The 19,137-nt window shown below is 36.2% G+C and carries 22 protein-coding genes; 4 read left to right on the forward strand and 18 right to left on the reverse strand.

Going from position 1 to position 19,137, the window contains the following annotated elements; translation table 11 throughout:
• Window positions 1–64: 64 nt before the first annotated feature.
• The gene (locus QNH48_RS20755; protein ID WP_283951828.1) at window positions 65–214 is read right to left on the reverse strand and encodes a YjcZ family sporulation protein; all 150 of its coding nucleotides are present in this window, start codon (window positions 212–214) and stop codon (window positions 65–67) included.
• Window positions 215–334: 120 nt separating this feature from the next.
• Between QNH48_RS20755 and QNH48_RS20760 the strand changes: the two genes are divergently transcribed.
• Complete coding sequence (locus tag QNH48_RS20760; protein ID WP_095250565.1) at window positions 335–925, forward strand: DUF502 domain-containing protein; 591 nt, start codon at window positions 335–337, stop codon at window positions 923–925.
• Between the two features lie 24 nt (window positions 926–949).
• On the opposite strand, the gene msrB is transcribed toward QNH48_RS20760, so the two are convergent.
• The 3 genes from msrB to rsgA form a co-directional block, all read right to left on the reverse strand.
• Window positions 950–1,384, reverse strand: coding sequence for a peptide-methionine (R)-S-oxide reductase MsrB (gene msrB / locus QNH48_RS20765; RefSeq protein WP_283951829.1), 435 nt, complete (start codon window positions 1,382–1,384; stop codon window positions 950–952).
• Window positions 1,374–1,916, reverse strand: a complete 543-nt coding sequence (gene msrA, locus QNH48_RS20770; protein ID WP_283951830.1) for a peptide-methionine (S)-S-oxide reductase MsrA — start codon at window positions 1,914–1,916, stop codon at window positions 1,374–1,376. The genes msrB and msrA overlap by 11 nt, the downstream gene beginning before the upstream one ends.
• A 164-nt stretch (window positions 1,917–2,080) precedes the next feature.
• Window positions 2,081–3,151: a ribosome small subunit-dependent GTPase A gene (rsgA, locus tag QNH48_RS20775; protein ID WP_283951831.1), complete on the reverse strand. Its 1,071-nt coding sequence runs from the start codon at window positions 3,149–3,151 to the stop codon at window positions 2,081–2,083.
• Between the two features lie 307 nt (window positions 3,152–3,458).
• Between rsgA and QNH48_RS20780 the strand changes: the two genes are divergently transcribed.
• Window positions 3,459–4,205, forward strand: coding sequence for a DUF4397 domain-containing protein (locus QNH48_RS20780; RefSeq protein ID WP_283951832.1), 747 nt, complete (start codon window positions 3,459–3,461; stop codon window positions 4,203–4,205).
• A gap of 31 nt (window positions 4,206–4,236) precedes the next feature.
• On the opposite strand, the gene QNH48_RS20785 is transcribed toward QNH48_RS20780, so the two are convergent.
• The 6 genes from QNH48_RS20785 to QNH48_RS20810 form a co-directional block, all read right to left on the reverse strand.
• Complete coding sequence (locus QNH48_RS20785; RefSeq protein ID WP_283951833.1) at window positions 4,237–4,812, reverse strand: YpmS family protein; 576 nt, start codon at window positions 4,810–4,812, stop codon at window positions 4,237–4,239.
• Window positions 4,813–4,818: 6 nt separating this feature from the next.
• Entirely contained in the window at window positions 4,819–5,643 is an 825-nt protein-coding gene (locus QNH48_RS20790; protein ID WP_283951834.1) for an SGNH/GDSL hydrolase family protein, read from the reverse strand.
• 108 nt (window positions 5,644–5,751) lie between these two features.
• Window positions 5,752–6,330, reverse strand: coding sequence for an LPS translocon maturation chaperone LptM (gene lptM / locus QNH48_RS20795; protein ID WP_283951835.1), 579 nt, complete (start codon window positions 6,328–6,330; stop codon window positions 5,752–5,754).
• Window positions 6,331–6,407: 77 nt separating this feature from the next.
• Window positions 6,408–7,562, reverse strand: coding sequence for a Ger(x)C family spore germination protein (locus QNH48_RS20800; protein WP_283951836.1), 1,155 nt, complete (start codon window positions 7,560–7,562; stop codon window positions 6,408–6,410).
• Entirely contained in the window at window positions 7,546–8,667 is a 1,122-nt protein-coding gene (locus QNH48_RS20805; protein ID WP_283951837.1) for a GerAB/ArcD/ProY family transporter, read from the reverse strand. The genes QNH48_RS20800 and QNH48_RS20805 overlap by 17 nt, the downstream gene beginning before the upstream one ends.
• A gap of 12 nt (window positions 8,668–8,679) precedes the next feature.
• Window positions 8,680–10,197 (reverse strand): spore germination protein, encoded by a 1,518-nt coding sequence (locus QNH48_RS20810; RefSeq protein WP_283951838.1) that lies wholly within the window; start codon window positions 10,195–10,197, stop codon window positions 8,680–8,682.
• A gap of 191 nt (window positions 10,198–10,388) precedes the next feature.
• On the opposite strand from QNH48_RS20810, the gene QNH48_RS20815 reads away from it, so the two are divergent.
• A complete protein-coding gene (locus tag QNH48_RS20815) occupies window positions 10,389–11,279 on the forward strand; it encodes an MBL fold metallo-hydrolase (protein WP_283951839.1) in 891 nt (296 codons plus the stop codon).
• A 27-nt stretch (window positions 11,280–11,306) separates the two neighbouring features.
• Here QNH48_RS20815 and QNH48_RS20820 read toward each other — a convergent pair whose 3' ends face one another.
• The 6 genes from QNH48_RS20820 to tapA all read right to left on the reverse strand — a co-directional run bounded on the left by QNH48_RS20820 (window position 11,307) and on the right by tapA (window position 16,374).
• The gene (locus QNH48_RS20820; RefSeq protein WP_283951840.1) at window positions 11,307–12,149 is read right to left on the reverse strand and encodes a DegV family protein; all 843 of its coding nucleotides are present in this window, start codon (window positions 12,147–12,149) and stop codon (window positions 11,307–11,309) included.
• Between the two features lie 258 nt (window positions 12,150–12,407).
• On the reverse strand, window positions 12,408–12,659 hold the full coding sequence (locus QNH48_RS20825) for a DUF2535 family protein (RefSeq protein ID WP_283951841.1): 252 nt from the start codon (window positions 12,657–12,659) through the stop codon (window positions 12,408–12,410).
• A 204-nt stretch (window positions 12,660–12,863) separates the two neighbouring features.
• Window positions 12,864–13,478 carry a TasA family protein gene (locus tag QNH48_RS20830; protein ID WP_283951842.1) on the reverse strand — a complete coding sequence of 205 codons (615 nt, stop codon included), beginning with the start codon at window positions 13,476–13,478 and terminating at the stop codon, window positions 12,864–12,866.
• 83 nt (window positions 13,479–13,561) lie between these two features.
• Window positions 13,562–14,452: a TasA family protein gene (locus QNH48_RS20835; RefSeq protein ID WP_283951843.1), complete on the reverse strand. Its 891-nt coding sequence runs from the start codon at window positions 14,450–14,452 to the stop codon at window positions 13,562–13,564.
• 85 nt (window positions 14,453–14,537) lie between these two features.
• Entirely contained in the window at window positions 14,538–15,110 is a 573-nt protein-coding gene (gene sipW / locus QNH48_RS20840; protein WP_283955840.1) for a signal peptidase I SipW, read from the reverse strand.
• 46 nt (window positions 15,111–15,156) lie between these two features.
• The gene (tapA, locus tag QNH48_RS20845; RefSeq protein WP_283951844.1) at window positions 15,157–16,374 is read right to left on the reverse strand and encodes an amyloid fiber anchoring/assembly protein TapA; all 1,218 of its coding nucleotides are present in this window, start codon (window positions 16,372–16,374) and stop codon (window positions 15,157–15,159) included.
• Between the two features lie 249 nt (window positions 16,375–16,623).
• Here tapA and QNH48_RS20850 point away from each other — a divergent pair, with 249 nt between their 5' ends.
• On the forward strand, window positions 16,624–16,971 hold the full coding sequence (locus QNH48_RS20850; protein ID WP_283951845.1) for an XRE family transcriptional regulator: 348 nt from the start codon (window positions 16,624–16,626) through the stop codon (window positions 16,969–16,971).
• A 68-nt stretch (window positions 16,972–17,039) separates the two neighbouring features.
• On the opposite strand, the gene QNH48_RS20855 is transcribed toward QNH48_RS20850, so the two are convergent.
• Together QNH48_RS20855 and tatC are read right to left on the reverse strand one after the other, a co-directional pair.
• The gene (locus tag QNH48_RS20855; RefSeq protein WP_283951846.1) at window positions 17,040–17,891 is read right to left on the reverse strand and encodes a M73 family metallopeptidase; all 852 of its coding nucleotides are present in this window, start codon (window positions 17,889–17,891) and stop codon (window positions 17,040–17,042) included.
• 433 nt (window positions 17,892–18,324) lie between these two features.
• A complete protein-coding gene (gene tatC / locus QNH48_RS20860) occupies window positions 18,325–19,071 on the reverse strand; it encodes a twin-arginine translocase subunit TatC (RefSeq protein ID WP_133367124.1) in 747 nt (248 codons plus the stop codon).
• Window positions 19,072–19,137: the final 66 nt, after the last annotated feature.

Here is a 19,137-nt window from a genome sequence, read left to right on the forward strand (position 1 = left end):
GTGTTTAGCTTGTTTTTAGAAAATAACAAAAAAACTCAGGCTTTTCACCTGAGTCTTTTAGTGGTTAGCACCAGCTAGCGCCGATGATAATTAATAGAATAAACAACACCACGATTAATACGAAAGTGCCATATCCATAACCACATCCACCTACAACTGGTGCTGCATAACCAAATCCACAACAATCTTGACCACCAAATCCATGTCCATACATACCTATTCACTCCTTAAGGTTTTTTATCTGTTAACACTCTTACTTTATGTATTAGGTACTTGACCTGTCTGTGCATTCGCCTATATTATGAGAATCAATCATAAAATTGTAGGTGATAAAATGAAAACTCTCTTGAAGAGCTTTGTTAACGGTATTTTGACCATTGTTCCCATTATTCTTGTAATCTTTGTTATTTACAAAACGTTTCTGTTCCTCGATGGACTGCTCGGAAACACATTAAGACCTTATTTAAAGGATGATTATATTCCTGGGATTGGATTGCTGACGACGATTGTTTTAATTACGCTGTTAGGCTGGCTATCTACAAAGTTTGTTACCGGAAGCATTATCAGACTCATTGATAAATGGCTTGAAAAAATTCCTGTTGTAAAAACGATCTATTCTGTAATAAAAGATACGGTTCAATCCTTTTTGGGCGAGAAAAAGTCTTTTTCAAAAGTGGCGCTTGTTGTCATTCCTGGAACGGAAATGAGAAGTATGGGGTTTATTACTGCTGAACAGTTGGAGGATTTTTACAGTCCTCTTAAGGACCATGTAGCTGTTTATGTTCCACAAACCTTTCAAGTTGCCGGATTTACTTTCTTAATACCAAAGGAGCAAGTCGAAATTATCGATGTTAAACCTGAGGATGCAATGAAATTTATTCTTTCAGGTGGAATGACCTCCACTTCTAAAGCAAAAGGAAAATAAGAAAAGCCGCGAATCGCGGCCTTTTTAATTCTCGTCAAATAGCTTCTTATAAGCTCCGTATCCTTGCTCATCTAATTCCTCTTTGGGAATAAAACGTAAGGCTGCAGAATTAATGCAGTAGCGCAATCCATTTGGTCCTGGTCCGTCATCGAAGACATGACCTAAATGGGAATCTGCGGATTTGCTTCTAACTTCTGTCCTTATCATAAAATGGCTGTTATCCTCTTTTTCGATTACTTCTTCCTCAACAATTGGCTTGGTAAAACTCGGCCATCCGCACCCTGCATCGTATTTATCAAGTGAGCTAAATAGCGGCTTTCCAGAAACGAGATCTACATAAATTCCATCTCTCGTTTCATTCCAATATTCGTTTCGAAAAGGAGGCTCAGTTCCGTTATTTTGCGTTACCTCATACTGAATCGGTGATAATACTTTCTTTAACTGTTCTTTATTTTTCACTTTTCTCCCTCCAATGTGCCTGGATAAATCCAGCTCTCCCTGATCCTACATGATAACTTTCATAATGAGCTTTATTTTTCTTATAGTAATGCTGATGGTACTCTTCTGCTGGATAGAAGGTTTTTGCTGGTAAAATCGGCGTTACTACAGGTTTTGTGAAGCGTCCGCTATCCTGTAAAACTTGCTTTGACTGTTCAGCAAGATCTTTTTGTTTTTCATTATGATAAAAAATCGCTGTTTGATAAGACTGACCCCTGTCGTAAAATTGACCGCCAGGATCAGTCGGGTCGATTTGCTGCCAATATAATTCAAGCAGTCTTTCATATGGAAAAATTTCTGGATTAAATGTAATTTGAACAGCTTCATAATGCCCTGTTGACTCCGAACAAACCTGTTGATATGTAGGGTTCTCGACGTGTCCGCCGGTATATCCAGAGATAACACTAATAATTCCCGGCTGCTCATCAAATGGCTTCACCATACACCAAAAACAGCCGCCCGCGAACGTAGCCTGTTGTTTACTTTCTTCCATGATACCCACCCCTTTGGAATTTATTTGCCTTGATAATGAGTATACCGAAACTCTTTGTAGAAATACAATTTGCTGATTAAATCAAAAGAAAATTTCCTTATTTTAATAAAATCCTAACAACACGCACAAAAGCCGAACCAATCTCCAGGTTCGGCCGCAATCTTCTACTTAATTTTCTTTTTTTGTCGCGTTTGTTTTGTGATGTTCTTCCACTTTTTCTGTTCTTCTGTTTGCGCCCGTTTGTCGGCTTTTCTTTGGATATAGGCGAGTTCTTTTTGCAGCTTGTTGTAGCTGGTTAAGCGTCCTGAATCCATCGTTCCTTCTTCAATGGCCTCCAAAACCGCACAGCCCGGCTCATCCTTATGCTTACAATCCCTGAATCGGCACATTTCACCTAACTCATCAATATCAGAGAACGTTTCAGTTAAACCATCTGCACTTTCCCAAAGCTGTATTTCTCGCATTCCTGGAGTGTCGATCAAGACACTGCCATTTGGCAATAATACCATTTCGCGGTGCGTGGTGGTGTGGCGGCCCTTGTCATCCCCTTCACGAATCTCCTTGACTGCCTGCTTATCAGATCCCAATAACAAATTTGTTAAGGTTGACTTTCCTACCCCCGATGAACCCAATAATGCAATGGTTTTTCCAGGCTGTAAGTAAGGTTCAAGCTCTTCAATTCCACTCTTCATTTCAGCACTAATTGCTATCACTGGTACTCCGCCAAAAGCGATGGCTTCAACTTCTGCAAGCTTCTCTTCAATATTTTCACATAAGTCTGCCTTACTTAAGACTATAACTGGATTTGCACCGCTTTCCCATGTGAGCAGCAGATAGCGTTCAATTCTTCTTAAGTTAAGGTCGTCATTCAGTGAGTTTACAAGAAAAACCGTATCCACATTCGCCGCAACAATTTGTTCTTCAGCCGTTCTCCCTGCCGATTTACGAGAAAACTTGCTGAACCGCGGCATTACCGAATAAATTGTACCTTTACCTTCTTCCACCCGGGGCTTCAGCATGACCCAATCCCCGACCGCAGGATAATCGTCACGATTGATCGCTTCAAAGTTAAATTTTCCAGAAACCTCGCAAAGTAGTTCTCCATGCTCCGTCCATACACGATACATATGCTTATGTTCTAGAGCCACACGACCAATAATCATCTCTTCACTATGTTTTTGCGCTAAAAAATCGTTATTTATTTTTTCAGTTAATCCAATATTGGTTAAATTCATCCATATTCCTCCAAAAATTCGCATAATAAAAAACCATAGGCAACACAGCCCATGGTTTTATTCGCAAAAGGAATAATGGGTATAGATTCCCCTACCTGGTGAATCTGCGGGCTGTGCAAAGGATATTGAAACTAACGGCAATTAACGTATTTTCATTTAACATTACACTTCACCCGCCTTCCGACTTATTTGTAATAAGTATATGTTAACTTTATCCATTTGTAAACAAAAAATCAGAATATAGACACCCACCTAAACATGCTTGAATAAATTAATTTGTAAAGAACGAAAGAAAGGAGCGAAGGGTATGTCTGGAAATAGAAATCATTCTGATTATCTTCAACGAGCTGCAATGTATGATCTGTTGGCTCACAATTATAAATACTCTAATCCAAACCTACACATGCAATACTATTTGAAACACCTAAAATATATGAATAAAGCGATGACGGAACGTAATATACAACAATCTCAAACTGAAGGCAGGGTCCGGTTCCTTCATACTTCACCTGATGCCCCCGAGGTTGACATTTATATCAATGGTCAAATGAAAGTGAAACGCCTTCCTTTTAGAGTGGCTAGCAATTATCTGCCATTGAAGCCTGGAAAGTATCATATTGATATTTACCCAACCGGAAACTCGGTAGATAGTATACTCAATAAAAAGATTACCGTTGAACCTGATAAATCGTATACGCTGGCAATCATCGACCCGGTTAAAAAAATGCGCCTGCTTCCATACCTAAATCAACCGCAAGTGCCAATGAATGAATCAAAAATACGTTTTCTGCATTTGTCACCGGATACAGGAGCTTTAGATATTGCTGTTAAAGACCGGGATGTAGTCTTTCCGAATATCTCATACAAACAGACTACAGACTATCTAGGTATTATGCCGATGACTGTGGATTTAGAGGTTCGAGAGGCTGGAACGAAAAACATCGTCCTGCCAATGCCAAAAGCACAGTTTCGTCCAAATGAAACCTATACCATTGTATTAATTGGTCTTTCAAACGAAGAGCCTAAATTACAAGCGATGATTTTGAAGGATTAAAAAATAAGGTGTCTCACGTATGTGAGCCACCTTATTCAACGGGTACAACTATGGTAAAAGCAATATCATCTTTTACTAGATCAAACTTATTTGCCTTTATTTTTACATCGCTCTTTAACTTTAATTGCTGCATGTGTACATGAATCATTTTATCATTTGGCTGAATTTCGACCCCTTTAGGGAGCTTATAATTGTCTTTTATAAATTTCAGCACATAGGATACAGGCAACGGCAGGCTGCCAACCGAAATCGACCTCTGCTTTAGGACTAAATCGCCATTATCTAATGCCTGAGGAACGAAGGTAAGTTTTAAATCTACTTCTTGACTAAAGAATTTTAATGTCCCGTATAATTCGACTTCATCCTGGAGCTGGACACTATAATCTATCGGTGAATCCGCCGCTTCCTTTTTAATATACTGATTTATTAATACATTTAAATCAGCCTTATTTGATTTGACTTGGAAAGAAACACTCTTGTCGTCTGGAATATTTTGAAGTTTTACTTTCTCATCGGCTGGAACCAATATTAATGATAAAAGAATTATACCAATAAAAAGATTTAACCCTAATATAAGAAAGAATCCCGTTTTCCATTTATTTTTCATAGAAAGCTAATTCTCCTCTTTACTGACCATATACGCCTTTTTTACGAGATCAGGTAATGTCCGTTCTTCTAAGGTTTCATTTAACCTCTCGGCAATCAATTCATACCCTTTATTATTCGGATGAAAGTTATCTGTATGCAATAGACTCTCTGTTGGGTTCTGAAATAAATCCTCGATTCCTACAAAATAAGCATTTTGATAATTAGAAACGACACTTTGGCTGGCAACATTCCAATCTGAAACAATCTGGTCGAGCTCTTTTATTTCAGAAAACCATTGTGAAAATGGATTATATACCCCAACTAAAACAATATAGGCATCGGGATTTCCTCGTATTATCGTATTCATGATTTGGTATAGATTATTAATATATACTTCTTTTTCCTTATCAAAAACGGATAGCTGAAGATTTGAGATATTATCCTTTACTACCTTCATAATGTCATTGCCGCCAATGGTCAATATCACTAAATCAGCAGTAGAAAGTTTATTTGTTATCTCATCTGTTTGCAGCCTTTTTAATAATTGCGAGGTACGATTACCTTTTACACCGAAGTTATAAAAATCAACTTCCTTAATCCCCTTTTCTTCCTCGAGCAAAGTTCTTAAGTAAGGCAGGTATCCTCCAGTTTTTGTAGTATCGCCAATACCCTCTGTTAAGGAATCACCAGCAGAAATAATGCTTATCTCCTTTGGGACAAAATCTGCAGGAACCTCTTCATAAACAACAGCCGAAGCACTCCGTTCTTTATGCAATTCCCAGCGATCGGATTGACTGCAAGAAATTAAGAAAAAAGTCGAAAGAAGGAGAAGGGTGAGAACTTTTTTCATTTTCTTCACCACCTCTTACTAATGATATTATAACATGATGAAAATAATTCAAAACATGCTAGTACTATATCCTATTCTTTTCCAAAAAAATAGACCTCTTAAAAAGGTCTATTGCAACGCTTTTATATCACTAATCATTTCATCATATGGCACTTCTTGATACCCATCGTAAATTTTCTTAACCTTTTCATCTGGTCCTACTAAGAAAAAGTATGTCTGGTGAATAACCTGGTCACCTTCCTGTGGTTTTTTCACTAAAGTTTTGAATGTTTCTCTCGCATAGGTCTCAATAAATTCTTGTGAATAGCCTGTTAAAAACGTCCAATTATCATCCTTCAGCCCGAAGTTCTGCGCATACTCTGTTAGTTTTTCGGGTGTATCAACAGTAGGGTCGACACTAAATGAAACAAACTCAACATTTTCCAACTTTTCATCTTCGACCATCTTTTGCAGCTTGGTCATATTAGCCGTCATTGGCGGACATACATCTGCACAATTGGTGAAAATAAAGTCTGCCACCCATATCTTTCCGTCCAAATTCTTTTTTTCAAAAGCTTTATTCTCGTGTGTCACAGCCGTAAAATCTTTCACCGGATAATCCAATGGATTCTGAATCCCTTTTTGACCACATGCAGAAAGCAGCAGTGCACCAATTATTAATAAAAAAATGTATAAACGATGCTTCATATAAAATCCCCCGTAACCTTTATTCTTTATGTGATTAGTTTAACAAAGATTCGGGCAAGAGGAAAGAAAAGCGTTTGTTAGTCAATAACCCCTGTTTTTACAATGGTATTATCTACGCGCACCTCAAATTTCACATCCTTATACAGCTCTTTCCATTCCTGTTTAGATAGTGGTTTCTTTCGTGAATTAGCCATATATTCATTCCCTATTCCCACAGGGTCAACATGTTTCTTTTTGAAATATTCAAGCAGCTGTTTGATTTGCTTTTCCATTTCTTTGTTTACTTTTTTTTCAATAAACTTGATGTTCTTAGTAGTGGTTAAATCTAGTGGCTCTGTTGCTTCAAGTAACCGAGAATCTAATGTAACATCCACTCTAAAAAGAAGTTTTTCTTTGTCAATCATTTTAATTTTCGATTGGCTACGAATATTATCAATACTGATAAATAACTTATCGAATACTTCCCTATTTTTTCGGCCTTGAGTCTTAATAATTTTTTCAAAAAGTGAACGTTTAAATCCCAGCTCATGAGTCCCAGATTTATATTTATCATTAAGTATTTTCGCATAAAAGAGCTTGTCACTTGGCAATTCAGCTACCATACGATCGTCTTTAAAGAGAGCAATTCCATATATGGTTACGCCATCACCTTTAAGTTTTAATATTGGCAGTACGGGATCCTTCCCATGGTCCTGTAAATTATGATTAAATTCATGCAGAGTAGGCGAAGTAAGCTGTTCACTTTCAACATTTTGTTTGATTAAATTATATAAATAAGTCCCTAGGTTAACCTTAAGTTTACTCTCATCTATATTCACAATCGAAAATGCATCTTCGTCTGCAACTGTTAAATAAACCATATTCCCAATAGTAGGGTCACGATTTAGGGCATCAACGAGCTGTGAAAGTCCCCTTTTTGCTAGCTCTTTACTATAAATCACACAACGAAGCTGCCCAGTGACGAGCTTTTGGTCGATTTCAAGATTCTGCTCTTGTCTTAATGCCTTGCTTGTATGTGATTTAACGGTGATGACCTTTGTCAAATTTTCAGCTAGCGGATCAAACTTATGAACTACCACTGTTCCTTTAATTTCATTTTCTTTTTCTAAATCATAACCCTGAGCTGTTATTAGTCCCAATTTTTCCAATTGCTTTGTTTCTACACAACTACACAAGGTCAATATACATGCAATATTCACCATGATTATTCTCCATTTATGACGTCTTTGCATGACTATTTCTCCTCTTAGACCACCATTTTTTCACTAGGACAATAATAGATAGAACAACTGGATAGCATATCACAGTATAGAACCCTGTTTTTGCGACCAAATCTGTTACCATATTCATTTGATATCTTGCTTGGAAGAAGAAGGTTGCCCCAAAAGCTAGGATTGCAATAACCCATACTCCCGTTTTCTGCTTTCGCTTTAGAACTCTCGCAAACCCTTTTGATGCTGCCCACAAATAGATACACATATTAGGTAAAATAATTAACATCCAAAAAGATACAGCGATAAATTCAAATCGCTCTAGATTGGGAAGACGGACAATTTTAAACATGGATAGTACGGGCCAAATCGTGGCTTTTAAGCTATCTCCGGCAAAAAATACAATCGAAATAAGTGTCACAGAAGCAAAGAGGATGGTGGTAAAAATATTGGCAATTTGAACATACTTCATGCTTTTTTTCTTTTCCTTAATATAGGGATAGAGAAACATGATCAATTCAAAACCCATCATGGAAAGGGTGGTACTTTTCACTCCTTTAAGGATTGCCCCAAAGCCAACATTCATAATGGGAAACAAATGATTGAAATCAGCATACCGTAACGGAACAAATGCAACCAAAAGGATCCACATTGTCCCAACTACGGATAGAAACGCAACTCCGACAATAATTCTTACTCCACCATATACAGCATACACAGTTAACAAGATGAGAACGAGAGCAAGCTGCCAGGTTGCTAAGTTAGGAAAAATCCATACTTGCACAATTTCGATATAATTCATAAAAATAATAAAAAAACTACTAATCATGTAAAGCATGTAAATGATGCTAAGTGAATTCCCTACCCATTTTCCAAATACATCAAAATGGATACCATACAAATCAGCACTATCGTATTGCTTGAGCATCATAATCATAAACCATAGAACAACAGAAGTAAGCGCTCCCGCTACTAATACGGAAATCCATGCGTCATGTTGTGCGCTTAAATATACGATTCTCGGTAGTCCTACAATTCCTACACCAGTCTGCACACCATGTATGACAAAAAATAAAAGATAAGCGCTAAAAAGTATTCCTTCCTTTGGATGTAAATTCACATTCATTTTTAACCGCTCCTATTCATCTACATCCTTTTTCTGCTTTGCTTTTTTTGCTGAATATCTCTCTTTATCATCAGGTTGGTTTGTTACAGGACGGTAGGAAAGAAATTGACTCGGGAATCGAAATATACTATACCCCAAATCCTTCAAGTTCAAAGGATAGACTGGTGCAAGATAGGGCCTGCCTAATGTGTCCAATTTCAAAAGATGAATGATGAAAAAGCAAAATGCGACCATAATCCCAATCCCCCCCCAAAAGCCAGCCAATAAAATGATGGGAAAGCGAATAATCCTGATGGCTGTACCCATCAAATAACTAGGAGTCGTAAATGAGCCAAGGGCACTTAAGGCAATAATAATGATCAAAATATTACTTGTAAATCCTGCTTCTACTGCCGCTTGTCCGATAACGATACCGCCTACGATACCCATCGTCTGACCAACCTTTGTTGGCAGCCTGGCTCCAGCCTCTCGTAATAATTCAATAACAAATTCAAGCAGAAAGGCTTCAAAGACGGGTGGAAAAGGTACATTCGACCTTGATTGGCCTAATGACACAAGTAATGGTGATGGAATGACTTCATAATGATACGTCAGAACAGCTACATAGGCTGGTGTCAAAAGGACGGATAAAAAGGTGGCTGTTAAGCGCAGAATCCGTAAGAATAGTCCCATATTCCAACGCATATAGACATCTTCAGTTGACTCAAAAAAGGTGAAAAAGGGTGTTGGACCATAAATGGCATCAGGACTACGATCCATTAAGACAGCAACTCTTCCAGACATTAACGCAAGTGTTATCCGGTCTGGAAGCTCGGTTGTCATCAATTGCGGGAAAATAGACCAACTGTCTCCTTCAATCAACTGACCCAGCACTGTGGTCCCTTGCACATGATCAATTTCTAGTTGACTCACTCTTTGCCTGAATGTGTTAATATTTTCTTCTTCTGCAATGCCCTTTATATAAACGAGTTTAGCACTCGTTTTTGACCTGGTTCCAATCGACAAATCTTCCATACATAAATTAGGATCTTTTATATTGTTCCTTATTATGTTGACATTACCGATGAGTGATTCGGTAAAAGCAATTTTCGGACCAAAGACAAGTGATTCCGTTTCTGCATGTGATAAACTTCTTTCGACTGTATTACTCAAATTGGCTAGCAAACCGAATGGTTCGCCTTCCGAATAAATGTACGTTTTCCCTTCGATTAAGGCCTTAACAATTTCATTTAATTGATTAGCCCCTGATAAATCTGTTATCGGAAGTATTTGTGCGAGCTCTTCAACACTCCAGCCTGATTCTGTACTCTCTTGAATTGGCTTTAGAATGTAATCATCCACACCGGTTTTATCGATCAAGCTGCTCACAAAACAAATTACTATTTTTTTATCTTTTCTTTTTAACGTTCGAAACAATAAGTCTGAACAAGCTACAAGCTCTTTTTTCAATTGTTCCTTTAATTCATCAATTATTAAGCTATGTGCCTTTTCGCCTTCGGGCGTTTTTTTACCGGACATCCATTTAAACATTGGCAGCACCTTTGAAAAATCAATTTTTTATAGCTTTACCAAATATTCTAATTTTACCCAAAATCAACTCTGCAAAGATGAGGCAATAGACTTAATGCAATAAGGTTTATTGAGGAAAGAAGTTATGGTATAATGAATGAGTATTCATTCAATAAAACGAAATATTTCGATAAATGATATAGAGGTGTGAAATGATGAGGCGAATTGGTCCAATAATGATTATTGAAGGAGCTAATAATAGTAAAGTTCCGTTTTCAAGAAGCTTGTATATTGATAGTAAAGATAAGGTCCTTATTGATACTGGTGCAGACCCAGCGGAGCTCCGTGCTTTAGATGAAGAATATGGAGTGGAATTGGTTGTGAACACACATTACCATCCTGATCATACTTTGCATAACCATTTGTTTCGGGATACAGAAAAATGGATAAATCCACTGGAGTTTGAAACCATTCAGTCAATCGAAGGAATAGCAAAAGGGAACGGAGTCTACCAGGAATGGGGTCCTGAAGGTGTAGAAGCATTGCGAAAGCACATGCCAAAGGAATGGGTTCAAAACCTCGGAGAAATTTCCGGAACGTATCAATACGATGTAGAATACAGCTTTAGTGGTGTGAAGGTAAACTTTCTACATACACCCGGCCACACAAAAGGATATACCTCTCCCTATTTTTCGGAGTTAGGAGTCGTCTATGTCGGTGATTTTGATATGACCTCTTTCGGACCATGGTACTTTGGAACGGATGGGGATATTGATGAATTTATCGCATCTAGTAAAGTACTGATAGAGTTGGATGCAGAAACCTACATTACCGGCCATCAAAAAGGCGTGTTCGGGAGACAGGAATTTATAGAAGCTATGGACAAATATATTGGGATAATTGATCAACGTGACGAATTGATTGAAAAGTATGTGCGTCAGGGATTGAATTTCGAAGAGTTAACCAATATCGGTATCTTCTATCCGAAAAAAATGCTGGATGTGCTGATTCTAAAGACGTGGGAACGGAGCGGGATTCGTAAGCATTTGCAGCGACTTGGGTTTTCAGTTCATGGATCTGAGATACAATTGGTCAACAAATAAGGATGGTGCGACTGCACCATCCTTATTTTATTCAAAGTAATACATGATAGCAATTGTACCTGGTCCTGTATGGGTACTGATTGTTGGACCGGTGTGATCGACAGAAATATCGGTGTAGCCTGTTAATTCAATGATAGAGTCTTTTAATTTTGTAGCCAACTCGAGTGCTTCTGCATGAACAATGCCCACACGTTTGACAGTCTTTCCTTTTACATCCTCTACAAATTGTTTGGTGAGCCATTTAACCACTTGAGAATGGCTGCGGACCTTTGCAACTGGATTGTATTCTGCACCTTCTAATGAAGCAATCGGCTTAATATTAAGTAAGGAACCAATAAATGCCTTCCCTTTCCCAATCCGTCCACCTTTCACCATGTTTTCTAATGTATCTATCATAATATATAGCTTCGAGTTTTGGCGGATAGAATCGAGACGGTTGAGGATCTCCTCTAGACTTTTACCCTGCTTTGCCATTTCAGCACCTTCTCGAACCTGAAACTGGAGGGCAATCGATATAAACTCAGAGTCAACCACAGTTACCTTGGTCTTCGTCATTTGCGCAGCACTTTCAGCAGAGCGAACCGTCCCGCTCATTTTACCTGTCATATGTATAGAAATCACCTCATAGCCTTCTTCCCCTAGTCGGTCATACACTTCAAGGAAGGTTCCAGCGGAAGGCTGCGAACTTTTCGGTAAATCCTTTAAGCCCTTCATCGTTTCCATAAATTCAGCAGGTTGAATTTCTACACGGTCTAAATAGGTTTCACCATTTATCGTTACGGATAGTGGCACAACCACTACACCTAGTTGTTCAGCCTGTTCTATTGTCATATCCATCGTTGAATCCGTGACAATCTTAATCTTGCTCATTTACTCACATCCTAAGGAATTCTCCATTGTATTATACCTGTTCCCTTTTCTATAAGATATAAATTCCCCTATTTTCATGAAATAAATGTGAACAAAAAAACGGAGGCGCCTTGCACAGGGGCGACAGGCATAAGACGAGCCGGCATGAAGGTTGTACTTTAACCTTCTTGACGGATTGGCTTATGACCCCGAGCCCCTAGGCGCTGCAGCTGGATCCAGAAAATAAAAGAACATCGGAAATCCGATGTTCGAAAAGTATTAAGCGTTATTCTTTAATTCTTCTACTTTAAACAGTGCTTCATAATCAGGCCATTTCATTACCTTTTTCAAATACTCTTTAAACGAATAGCATTTTTTCGGTTTCTTTTCCTGATAAATCGCAGTAATAAATTTTTGTAAACGGACTTGGATCATAAATTTATAAGTGCTACCTTCCTCCAATACAGGAATATCCATGACTTTAACCTTCTGTCCAACAACATTTTTGAACTCTAGGCTTTTGAATAACAAAATATCAATCCTCTTTTTCACCCGTTTGTATATATTATACACCTAAGGGGACTCGAAATGTGTCTAAATCTGCCTAGATAAAAAAATTTTATTAGCCTTATCATTTTACATTTGGGCTATATTAATTATTTATTATTTTTGATTTTAAAAAATGTTAAAAAAATGAAATCAGACCTTGATTTATATACCTAAACCAAGGTCATGTTAAACTTGCTTATCTAATTGTTTTCTTCTGTTTGTAATGAGTTGGATAATTGAACCAACAAATACTAATGCTGCTCCAACTACAAGAATATTAAAGATATTCGATCCTGTATTAGGAAGTTTCGGTCCATCTGCAGGTAGAATTCCACCCAGGGTTCCTTCTACATATATTTTAAACTCAAATTCACTACTAAGCCCTTGATATTCATTTCCTAATTCAGAGGGTATTTCAACTTTAAATATTAAATTTTCTGAATCCCCACTAAATAATTTCCTTGGGTCTAATTTATTAAAATCACTAAGCTCACCCTTAAACAGGATTTTTTCTTCATCATAAATTTGTAGTAAAAGTTTTTTATAAAATTTTTCAGAACCGGAAAAGTATTTATTTGAAAGTATATATTTAAAATCCTGTTTACCATTATTTAAGATATTCAATTCTTTCGTAAGGTGGTCTCCTGGTTTTAAATTTTTCATGCTAAAGAAAGTGGTATGAGGACTGGTAGAGATATCAATTTCATTAATATTTTCTTCTGCTCTAACATTGGTAAATGGGTTAACAAGTGTTACGCAACTGACAATAAATAATATTAAAAAGATATTTTTTGATTTCATTTAACTCCCTCTAATACAAGTCATGATTTTAATAGGATAAAAGGTGGGGTGAGTCCCCACCTTCTTTAAAAATATAGTACTGATTAGTTATCTCCTGGGACATCCGTTCCTGGTACAACCGGTGTTTCTGACCCTGTTTCTGAAATATTTTTAGCCTCGTTCGACCAGATAACTTGACTTGCACCTTCTACATTTCCATTACCATTTTGTTGAATGTACTCATTTCCTTTTAAGTAACCGTTGTCAACGCCAGGTGCAACTGAAGTTCCTGCATATTGAGTTGCTGTCAGAACGAATTGGAACTTCGCAGAGTCGCCTTGGAAGCGATTTTGGTTAGTACCATCATCATGGAATTTAATAGTAATCTGTACTCCATCTTTATCATCAGGAGTTACTGGCAATCCTGTAGGAGTCAAATTAATAGTATCAGTAGCAGTATCATAGAAAGGTGCTTTAATCTTAGTTGCTAAAGATCCAGAACCATTAAGTGGATTAGCTTCCCATAGATCATACAACGTTGTAGTTGTAGCAATTGCATCACCATTTTCCGACTGTTTAAATACTTGTATATTGTTATTAGGATCTGGTTCTATTTGACCTCTCAAGACAGTTACGTGAAACTGTTTTAGGAAATCCTTCATTGCATTGTGATCTCCAGTTTGTGAACCCAATGCATCTTTAAAATCAGCAGGATTCGCGTTGAGTTCCATTAAAACCTTTTGAATTGCTAACGATCCATCTGCATCTAACTTAAACATTCTTGAAACAGAGTCTCCAGGCTTCAGATTGGCTAGGTCAAAATTAATTGGAGTACCTTCTTCTGCTACTTTAATAGCCAAATCTAATGTACCATTTGCTAATTTATTGTTGATTGTGTCAACATCATTGAAGTATGCAAATGTTCCTCCTCCAACCAAAGATAATCCTAATGCTGCTGATGCCATCCCTAAACCTAATTTCTTCTTAATACTCATTTTTTCTCCTCCAATTTTCCCCTCATCTAATGAGGTATGTAATTTTTTATATTGAACCCTTATTTTCATAAGGAGTACAACCGAATTAAACTGTTTCTTGTACATCTTTTGGTTTTTTTGAGCCATCAATTTCTCTAAGTGCTTTAAAAATTGTAAAACCTGAGTAACAGAGTAGAAGTAAACCTGGTAAAACCAATAATAGTGCTGCTCCATTTTTTGATTTAGCAAAATCTACTAAATATCCAGCATATGGAATAGTGAAGCCCACATATTTACCAACAACATTCTGAGCCAAAGTTAAGTCTGGATCTGCATTATCGTTGTTATCCCCTTTAGTTTTATACATAACTTGATTATCATTTTTAATTACTTCAACAATTCTGTGGGTGGCGAATGTGTCTTCATTACCAAGCATGAATGTAATTACATCACCCTTATTCAAGTCAGTTGGATTCTGTAAGGGCTTAATTGCAATAATTGAACCAGTTTTGAATGTCGGTTCCATCGAACCAGATAATACTGTTTTCAATTGGTAACCTAAGAATGATGGTTGACCACCAGAAGCCTTAGATGAAACAACTACAAATATCATGAAGATTAGGAGTAAGAAAAGTATCCCTGTGATTAAATTGCTTATTATTTTCAACATTTTTTTTATTGTCATGAAACCTCACCTATTCATAATTTATTAATCTTGAATTCTATTATTTCTTAATTAATACATCACTTAAGACTACACCTTGAGACTCATTTTGAGGTACAGTAGTATCAAATGTAACGATCTTATAAGTATACGGAGTGTCATACTTAACATCATTGTCCATATAGGATGTAATAATATTTCCCTTATATACCGGTACATTATTTTTGTAGATTATTATCCCTGCTAAATCACTATCTGTTGGATTTTTCCAAGTTAGATTGATTTTTTCACTGCTACCATTTTGACCCCATCCCTTATTTACCAGCGTTACATCTCCTGGGGGGTGATTATCAAATTCTTCCTCTACTGGTTGATCTGCAGACCCACTGGTTGATACCTCAATTGTTTCCCCAAAAGATTCTTTCTTTGAACTATTTACTGTTGTAATTTTATAAGTATAAGTTGTTTTTAGAGCTAAACCAGTATCTTCATAAGTTTCAACAGCTATGTTACTTTCAATTAACATGTTATTTCGATAAATGTTAATTTTTTTATAATCGGTATTTTTCGAATTATTCCAAGATAGTGTTACTGATTTTTCATTAACATTTGCGATTAAATTTTGCACTTCAGGAATAATATTTACCTTACCTTGTGAGACTTCACAATTTAATTCTATTGTTCCGCTCCAAGGGCCCTTCCCGACACTATTTCCATTTGCATGACCTGTTTCATGGTATGCTTTAAATTTGTAATTTCCATTTTTTGTTGGTTCGTAATGGATTTCATATATTTCTCCGTTATTAGGAATTGGGAAAGTTCCTTCAAATACTTTTTCCCCATTCTTTGGATTACCAGTTTCACTCCAATAAATTTCATATTTTGTAAGTTCATGGTCAACACTTTCTCCAGTATTGGTAAAACTAGCAAATATACCTTTCTCGCAAGTACCACCTTGAGAAACTTCTTGCAATGAACTTTTCTCCCAATTCCCATCATCTGGTGGATACTTTTCTTCCCAATTAGCGTGAAGTGTATTTTGAATAACTTCTAAATCATTAAAATAAGCACCAGTATCAGTTGTTAGATACGATCCAGATATTATTAGGAGATACCAGATTGCTACGATTTGAGCTGCTATTATCAGTTTTTTGCTTTTGGTTCTGAATTTTCTCAATCGAGTTTTTCGAATGGTTCTCCCCTCCTTATTCGTTCTAAATAATAGGTGTTTCTTTTTTTGGAGTCTATTAAGAACGAAGTTGGTGACTTTTTTTTTCATGTTCATCGACTTCCTTGAAAACCTTATTTTGTTCTTTGTAACGAACTTATGTATTGAGTATAAAACAAAATAACGAACTTGAAAAACCTCAAAAAAGACCATTTTTTCTTAATAAAGAACACTTTTGTTCGATTTCCTCGTTTTATCTCCTATTTTCTCATTATTTTGTATTTTATAAAGAATATTTCGTTCTATATAATGTATTTAGTATGTGAATTTCTTTTTTCTATTTTAGGAGATGAAGGTGATATGATCGGGAAGAGGATTAAACGGTTACGACAGGAAAAAGGGTATTCCATTACGGAATTGGGAAGGTTAGCTGATGTTTCGAAATCTTACTTAAGCCAGCTTGAGAGAGGTTTACAGACCAATCCGTCTCTTCAATTTCTCGTTAAGGTTTCTAAGCCATTAGATACAAGTATTGATTTTCTATTACAGGAATCTAAAGTACTTAAATGTGGCGATACCGAACTTGATGAGGAATGGAAGGTATTAATTCGCCAGGCCATTGAAGATGGCTTAAAGAAAGAAGATTTCCATGATTACCGAAAGTACATAAAATTCCAGGAATGGATGAAAGTACAGAAAAAATCATAAAAAATTGCCCCCATTCGTTTAATAGAATGAGGGCATTTTTCTTGTCTAAGATCTTAGGTTTATATATTTTATGGTGCATTTGAACGGTTTCCATGATTTAATACTTCAAATGTTCTATTACAATATACTTTGTTATCAACATATACAGTTGCTGTATACCATTGGTCAGTCATTACTGGGTAATCAAATGGTGAGAACTGAGCATGATAGTGTGGTGGATTAACTTTCTGCAAATCTAAGTTTTCCTTTTCTGTAGTAAATACATACTTAACCTTGTCTCCATTAGTAGAAGGACCTGTTACTTCTAAACGAACATTCTTTTGAATCACATTTTTTTCTGAACCTTCTATATGAAATTTAATCGGAACGGTTGATTTTTGATGTTGTGTAAAATTACGATTACTAAAAGGTGGTTCAAAACATTGATCACCAATCGGAATCTCTTCCTTATGACCTACTGCATTAAGTGCAAATGTAACGGAAGTTGATTTTCCTTGCGCTTCATTTCCTGTTTCATAAGGTAGTTCTACCATAAACGTCAAAGTATTACTTCCCTTAGCAGCAATTGTACCAAGTGGAAACTCAGTGAAATCACTTAATTTTCCTTCATAAAGTAATTCCTCGCTATCTAAAACCCAAACTAAAAACTGATTGTATAAATAACTATCTCCAGAATCTTGATGTGAACTAATTGAATAATTGAAATCAAGGTTTCCATCATTATTTATTTCTAAAGTGGAAGTAGACCAATCCCCTGGTTTCATGTTCTTTACCTCAAATAAAAACTGTGCAGGGGTTGTAGAAATATCTACCTCATAATCTGACTCATCAGCTTTTGTATCTTTAACCTGAATTAAGAATATAATGACCAAAGATAAAAGAGTAGCAACACTAATAAATATAAACTTGACCCTTCTCATTTAAATCCCTCTCAGTACCTACACCAAAAGTGTAACAATTTAGTTGATCATTGTAAGAATAGATATTCGAACTCTACCTCTTTAAAATAATAAACTTAAGATATTACCTCCCTCTTATTTACAATTTGTCTAACCATTTAAAAAGAATTTAATTTTGAAAATTTGACTAATCAACACTCGTTCTTTTTAAAGAACTATTTAGTTCATTATAAATTAAAATGATCTATTTAGAAATCTTTTTTAAGACATTAGTCCTATAAAAGGAGATTTTCTACAGTTAATTTTGCCGATCAAACCACCTGGAAAATTGATTGGTATTAAGGAAAGAAAAGCACAAATCAACATATTTCTAATTTCAACATTTACATTTAACAGATACATGAAAAAAAGGCCATCAGAGAACTTAATCTCTGATGGCCTTTTTCACATGTAATTATGCTTCTTCGGTAAACTCTTTTTCTTCGTCTTGAAGCTTTTTCATTCGTTTCTTGTAGACAAACTTCGATAAATTAATCGAGATTTCATACAACAGTAATAATGGCAGTGTTACTACAAAATCCGACATGAAATCCGGAGGTGTAATAACGATTGCAATCAAGATTAATACAAAGTATGCATATTTACGGATTTTCGCTAACACGAATGGGTTAATTATACCTAATGATGTTAAGAACATAACGACCGCTGGTAATTCAAACAATACACCAAACGGAAGGGTCATATTCAAAATAAAACGGAAATATCGTTCTGCTGTAAAATTGGTTACAAACATATCCGCTCCCATACTGACTAAAAACTCGAGCACCATTGGGAAAATAATGAAGTAACCAAACGAAATTCCAACAATAAATAGGATAAACAATGCTGGAATATAGGATAAGGTAATTTTTCTTTCTATCGGTTTAAGTGCAGGCTTCACAAACATCCATAATTGGCTGGCCAACACCGGAATTGTACCCGTAATAGCAATAACTGTCGCAATCATAAAATAAACCCAAATAATATCACTCGGTCCGAGTACAATCAATTTGACATCAAGATCTCGAACGATCCAATCGTAGATATCGGTCACATAAATGAATCCAACAATAAAAAAAACAACAAAAGCAACTGCGGAAATAATAATCCGTTTACGCAGTTCATCTAAATGATCAACTAATTGCAATTCTTTATCTTCCATGTATTTCCCCTGCCAATTTCAAAGGTTGAAAAGAAATCCTTCTTTAGAAAAACTAGATTAACACCG

It is taken from the genome of Neobacillus sp. YX16, from assembly GCF_030123505.1.
Taxonomy (GTDB): domain Bacteria; phylum Bacillota; class Bacilli; order Bacillales; family Cytobacillaceae; genus Neobacillus.